This window comes from Pseudarthrobacter naphthalenicus (assembly GCF_029076445.1).
Lineage (GTDB): Bacteria > Actinomycetota > Actinomycetes > Actinomycetales > Micrococcaceae > Arthrobacter > Arthrobacter naphthalenicus.
Genome location: NZ_JARESG010000052.1, coordinates 1 through 5,449, shown reverse-complemented (window position 1 = coordinate 5,449; position 5,449 = coordinate 1). Strand labels below are relative to the sequence as shown.

General features: G+C 64.8%; 6 protein-coding genes. All 6 read left to right on the top strand.

The features are described 5' to 3' along the window. Positions 1 to 260: 260 nt before the first annotated feature. A complete protein-coding gene (locus PY310_RS21130; RefSeq protein ID WP_275216594.1) occupies positions 261 to 548 on the top strand; it encodes a site-specific integrase in 288 nt (95 codons plus the stop codon). A gap of 107 nt (positions 549 to 655) precedes the next feature. Then, entirely contained in the window at positions 656 to 2,218 is a 1,563-nt protein-coding gene (gene istA, locus PY310_RS21125; protein WP_275216593.1) for an IS21 family transposase, read from the top strand. Further along, positions 2,215 to 2,961, top strand: coding sequence for an ATP-binding protein (locus PY310_RS21120; RefSeq protein ID WP_275216592.1), 747 nt, complete (start codon positions 2,215 to 2,217; stop codon positions 2,959 to 2,961). The genes istA and PY310_RS21120 overlap by 4 nt, the downstream gene beginning before the upstream one ends. 238 nt (positions 2,962 to 3,199) lie before the next feature. Then, a complete protein-coding gene (locus PY310_RS21115; RefSeq protein WP_275216591.1) occupies positions 3,200 to 3,904 on the top strand; it encodes a tyrosine-type recombinase/integrase in 705 nt (234 codons plus the stop codon). After that, positions 3,901 to 4,689, top strand: coding sequence for a hypothetical protein (locus PY310_RS21110; RefSeq protein WP_275216590.1), 789 nt, complete (start codon positions 3,901 to 3,903; stop codon positions 4,687 to 4,689). The genes PY310_RS21115 and PY310_RS21110 overlap by 4 nt, the downstream gene beginning before the upstream one ends. 108 nt (positions 4,690 to 4,797) lie before the next feature. Then, positions 4,798 to 5,298 (top strand): tyrosine-type recombinase/integrase, encoded by a 501-nt coding sequence (locus PY310_RS21105; RefSeq protein ID WP_275216588.1) that lies wholly within the window; start codon positions 4,798 to 4,800, stop codon positions 5,296 to 5,298. The last annotated feature ends 151 nt before the right edge of the window (positions 5,299 to 5,449 follow it).

Sequence of the window (5,449 nt, the reverse complement as noted above, 5' to 3'; positions counted from 1 at the left end):
GGCGAAGAACGCCACGCCGCCCAACTACCCAGCCCCTGAGGACCAACAACCCGGTCAGAGACATGTCACCGACGAAAAATCCCAGCACATCTCCTGTCTTCGCAAGACCGGCTCCAGATAACCAACAACACCGCGATCAAACACATCAAACGAAAATCAGTTAACCGGCCCTGATGACCAGACACGCCACGGATTTCCAGAAGCCCCGGATGCCGTCGTGGCGGTAGGAGACTGGAAACAGTCCTGCCGGAGGAGGACGAATGGGACTGCAGGTTGCCAGGTCAGAGGACGGGCATATTCTCACGGGTGCCGCTGACGCCGCCGGGGAATTGGTCAACGGATTCCTGGCCCATTTGACGACGAGGAATTTCTCGCCCGCAACGCGCCGGGCGTATGCGTTCGACCTGTTGAACTTCCTGCGTTTTCTTATGGAGCGACGGCTCGGGCTGGCAGATGTCGCCCCGACTGATTTGTTCGATTACCTCGATTGGCTGAATATTCGCGTTTTTGGGGTCCATCTGTCGTGTGTTTGGGGGCCGGTGGGCTGAGCGCGCAGTAGCGGTCTTGGGTGCCGGTGGTGGCGTTGTTGGGGGCCACCCAGTTTAGGCTCCTTCCGTCGTGTGTATAGGGCGCACGGCGGAAGGAGTAATCATCAATGGTACGGAAGATCAGAGCGAAGCTCGTGTTGCAGTTGCGCGCCGAGGGCCTGTCCGGGCGGGCGATCGCGGCATCGCAGGGAATGTCGCGGAAGAGCATCACGGCGGTGCTGGAGGCCGCCGACGCGGCCGGTGTGGTTTGGGATGAGATCGCCGAAAGTACGGACCGCGAGGTGTATGCCCGGTTGTTCCCGGGCCGCGGTGAGCATCAAAGCGTGTTCGCGCAGCCGGACTGGGACCATGTCCACCGGGAGATGGCCCGGGTCGGGGTGACGCTGAAGCTGCTGCATGGCGAGTACGCCGATTCATGCGCCGCTGCCGGTGAGCCGATGATGGGTTATGACCGGTTCTGCAGGACCTACCAGCGGCATGTGTTGGTAACGGGGGCGGCATCCCGGGTCGGGCACAAGGCCGGGCAGACGGTGGAGGTCGACTGGTCGGGGCCGACGATGCAGTTGGCCGATCCTGCCACGGGCAAGTCCAGGACCGTGTATCTGTTCGTGGCATGCCTGCCCTTCAGCCGGTATGCGTTCGTTGAACCTGCCCTGGACATGAAGCAGGACACCTGGTTGCGGGCCCACGTGGCGATGTTCGAGGCCTTCACCGGTTCGGTGCCGCGGATCGTGCCGGACAATCTGAAGACCGGTGTCATCAAGCATCCCCGCGAGGGCGAGGTCGTGCTCAACGATGCTTACCGCGAGATGGCGGCGCACTATTCAGCGGCGGTGCTGCCCGGACGTGTCAGGGCACCGAAGGATAAGGCGAGCGTGGAAAACACGGTCGCCCACGTGGCTACCTGGATCATCGCAGGGCTGCGCCAGCGACAATTCACCTCGTTGCCGGAGCTCAGGGCCGCCATCATCGAGCGGGTGGCGGCCTACAATGCGGAGCCGTTCCAGAAGCGGCCCGGGTCCAGAGCCAGTGTGTTCGCAGCCGAGGAGCAGCAGCTGCTGACGGGGTTGCCGGCGGCGGCCTACGAGATCAGCAGATGGGCATACGGGCGCCGGGTGGGCCGGAACGGGCACGTGGTCTGGGAGAGGAACTACTACTCGGTGCCCTTTGCCAATATCGGCACCACGGTGGACCTGCGGATCACCGATCGGGTGATTCAGGCCTACCGGGGCAGCGAACGGCTGACCAGCCACCTGCTGCTGCCCGAGGGCGCGGCCAACGAGTACCGCACCAACGACGCCGACCTGCCCGCCGGCGAGAAGTACCGGCAGTGGGACCCGGCCCGGGTGCGGGAGTGGGCCGGACGGCTCGGCCCGGCAGCGGTGACCGTGGTCAACCGGATCTTCGAGTCCGTCCCGGTCGACGAGCAGGGCCTGGATGCGGCACTGGCCGTGTTGCGGCTCTCCCGGCGCTACTCGGCCGAACGGGTCGAGGCAGCCTGCCGGCTTGCGTTGGCAGGCCGCGTCCGGTCCCCGCGGTATGCCCATCTGCAGCCGATCCTGGCCACAGAGCAGGACAAAGCCGTCGGTCTCAGGCCACCACGGGATGAACCAGTCGAACACGGCGGATACGTCCGCGGCGCCGAATACTACGCAGGTGGTGCCAAATGAGCGGGATCGACATCGAAACCAAGCGCAAGCTCCGTGAGATGGGTGCCGCCCCGATGCTGGAGGCACTCGAGGCCCAGGACGAGACGCTCGTGCTCGGCATGGCCTTCGAGGAACGGCTGCGGCTGGTCGTGGACGAGGCCCACTCCGGGTTCAACCACGCCAAGGTCGAGGGACTGATCCGGCGGGCCGGGCTACGCTACCCGGGCGCGGATCTGCGCCGGCTCGACCTCGTGGACGAGCGTGGTCTGGACCGGAACGTGATCGCCCAGCTCGGCACCTGTTCGTTCATCGAACGGCAGCAGAACGTCGTGTTTCAGGGATTCACCGGATCCGGGAAATCCTACCTGGGGTGCGCCCTGGCCAAGCAGGCCTGCCAGCACAGGATCCGGGCCCACTACGTCCGCATGCCCGACCTTGAGGAAGCCTGGGCGCTGGCAAAGGACAAACCACAGGGACAAACCAAATTCCTGAACAAGTACGCGGCCTTCACCCTCCTCGTGATCGACGAATGGCTTCTCGACCACCCCGACGAGGGCATGCGCAGCATGCTCCTGGAACTGCTCGAGCGCCGGTACGACACAGCATCAACCGTGTTCTGCACCCAGTACGCCAAGAAAGACTGGCACCAGCGGCTCGGCTCCGGGGTCCACGCCGATGCAATCATGGACCGCATCGTGCACAACACCATCTGGGTCGACACCGGCAACCACAACATGCGCCAACACGCCACCATGAAGCAGTAAGAAAACGTCGGTGGGAGCCGGTGGCCCCCACAAACACGGCCACTGGCCCCCACCGGCAATATCAATGGCCCCGAAAGGCAATATCGAGTGGCTTCCAAACCTTCAAATACTCAATTGGCAGCAGCAGCCGCAGGAGTATTCCGCCGGCACAGTTGTCCGGCTCACTTCGCGCACGGGCGCGGCTCCGGCGACGATGAACCGGCGGATTGCTGCGGTGCGGAACCTGTATGACTACGCCGTGATCGCCGGTGCTGTGAGCGAGAACCCGGTTCCTGCTGCGCGGCGTTCGTCCGGGTTCCGTGCCATGAGGCGCGGGCTGCTGGGGCATCTGGGCAAGGGCCGTGAGCGTGGCGGGGGCAAGCTGGTGCGTGAAGCGAAGAGGCTTCCCTTTGCCTTGGATCCTGCACAGGTGGCCGTCTTCATCGCCGATCTGCTGACCGCCCGCGATCGTTCGATAGCGCTGTTGATGCTGCTGGGTGGACTGCGCGCGTCAGAGGTCCGGCTGCTGCCGCTGGCCAACGTTGATTTTGGTCTGCGACGGGTCAGGGTGACGGGCAAAGGCGGCAAGGAACGTGTCGTGCCGGTCGACCCGTCATTCTTCACGGAGCTGGCGTCCTACCTGCGCACCGAGCGGCCGGCCGGCTGCACTGCCGGTGCATGCTTTGTGGTGTTGCGCGGACCGACCACCGGCCATGCTCTGACCGAAGCCGGGTTGCGGCGGATCTTCCGCACCCACCGGCTGCGGGCAGGCACCCCGCTCGTCCGTCCGCACCGGTTGCGCCATACCTATGGCACGGAACTTGCTGCTGCCGGAATCGACCTGTTGGTGCTGCGCGATCTCATGGGCCACGCCAGCCCGGAAACGACCGCAGGCTATGTCCATCTGTCGGCAACCACGCTGGCCGAGGAGTACGCGGCCGCCAGATCACGATTGGAGTCATGATGTCTACTGCCACGAAACCGCTCCTCTCCCCGCCGGGTGGGAGCGATCTGTGTGAGGACTACTTCCGGTTCGTCGCCGAGCTTTCCTGCGGTCCGCAGGCACAATATCTGCGCCGCCGGCATGCTGCTGCTTTCCTGGACAGCTGCCGGGATCCGGTGGAGTGGATGCGTCGTCCCGTCGCCGAGCGCCTGCTGCAGATCAATCGCTTCGATGCCTGGGCCTTTCTGTCCTGGTGCTTTGCCACTGGCCGGCTCGTCCCCGATCTGGAGTTGCTCACGCTCAAAGGCAAAGGCACTCATTTCTCGCTTTGGACCAGCCTGCATCCGGACGATGCTGCCACGGTTCGCCAGGCGGCCGTGGCGTTCGACTGGAGAGCGGAATGGGAACAACGTGTCATCGGCAACGCGTTTCCGCTGCTTTGCATGACCCGCGGCGTCGATCTGAAATCCATGGCGGAGGCCGATCTGGATGCAGTGGAGCAGGCTATCGCAACATCGACGCTGCTGGCGCCGCGCACGCGCCGAGTCCTTGGTGGTCAGCACCTCTGCCTGCGAAAGCTGCTACCAGCTAGGAGCTACGGACATTCCGCCGGTTCACCCGAACCGCCGGGAGAGGACGCCGGCGCAGCGGGCCGACGGGGTGCCCCAGCCACTGATCCGCCCCGTCATCGCCCGCTACCTCACGACCATCGCCGCGACACTGAGCCCTGCCACTGTTGCCTCCCGGGCCGAGCACCTGACCCTGCTGGCGGTCTGGCTTTCCGGGAAATACCCCGGATGCCGTGAACTGACGGGCCTCACCCGCGCCCACCTCGAGAAATTCCTGGCCTGGGATGCAACACGGCTGTCCAAGGACGGCGCGCCCGCGGGGAACGGATCTCGGTCACTCACCACATGCACGCGGTGATCAACCTGCGCAGCTTCTTCGATGACCTCACCGCTTGGGGATGGGCCGACCGGCCAGCGGAGACCGTTGTCCACCGCGCGGACATTCCGCGGCCGTCAGCGCCGTTGCCCAGGGCACTGGCCCCACAAACGGACAGCGCCCTGATGAAAGACGTTGCAAACCTCCCCGACACGGCTGCCCGCGCAGGGATTACCCTGCTGCGAGGCGGCGGCCTGCGGCTCGGGGAACTACTCGACCTCGAACTCGACTGCCTCTGGGACCTGCCCGGTCACGGCACTTGGCTCAAGGTCCCGCTGGGCAAGCTCAACACCGAGCGCGTGGTCCCTCTCGATGACGCGACCCTGGCGGCTCTGGACCAGTGGATGAGCGAACGCGGTTCCCAGCGGGCACTACCGCATCCGCGCACCGGCCGCCCCGCAGACTTCCTGTTCACCCTGCGCGGCACCCGTCCATCAAGGAGCCAGACCAACCGGTCCACAACTCCATAGTGAAGAGCCTTTAAACGTTCAGCTCGATAGGTGCATGTGTGCCGAAGGTGCGTTGGTAGTAGGTCAGCGGTTTGCTCTCGCCGAGATCGATGTTCAGAACGGATCCGAGAGCAATGACGTGGTCACCGCCGTCGACCAATGACTCGACTGA

Excerpts from the sequence above, each read along its gene's own strand:
- PY310_RS21130 (WP_275216594.1), top strand. The coding sequence starts at position 261 with ATGGGACTGCAGGTTGCCAGGTCAGAGGACGGGCATATTCTCACGGGT.
- istA (WP_275216593.1), top strand. The coding sequence starts at position 656 with ATGGTACGGAAGATCAGAGCGAAGCTCGTGTTGCAGTTGCGCGCCGAG.
- PY310_RS21120 (WP_275216592.1), top strand. The coding sequence starts at position 2,215 with ATGAGCGGGATCGACATCGAAACCAAGCGCAAGCTCCGTGAGATGGGT.
- PY310_RS21110 (WP_275216590.1), top strand. The coding sequence starts at position 3,901 with ATGATGTCTACTGCCACGAAACCGCTCCTCTCCCCGCCGGGTGGGAGC.
- PY310_RS21105 (WP_275216588.1), top strand. The coding sequence starts at position 4,798 with ATGCACGCGGTGATCAACCTGCGCAGCTTCTTCGATGACCTCACCGCT.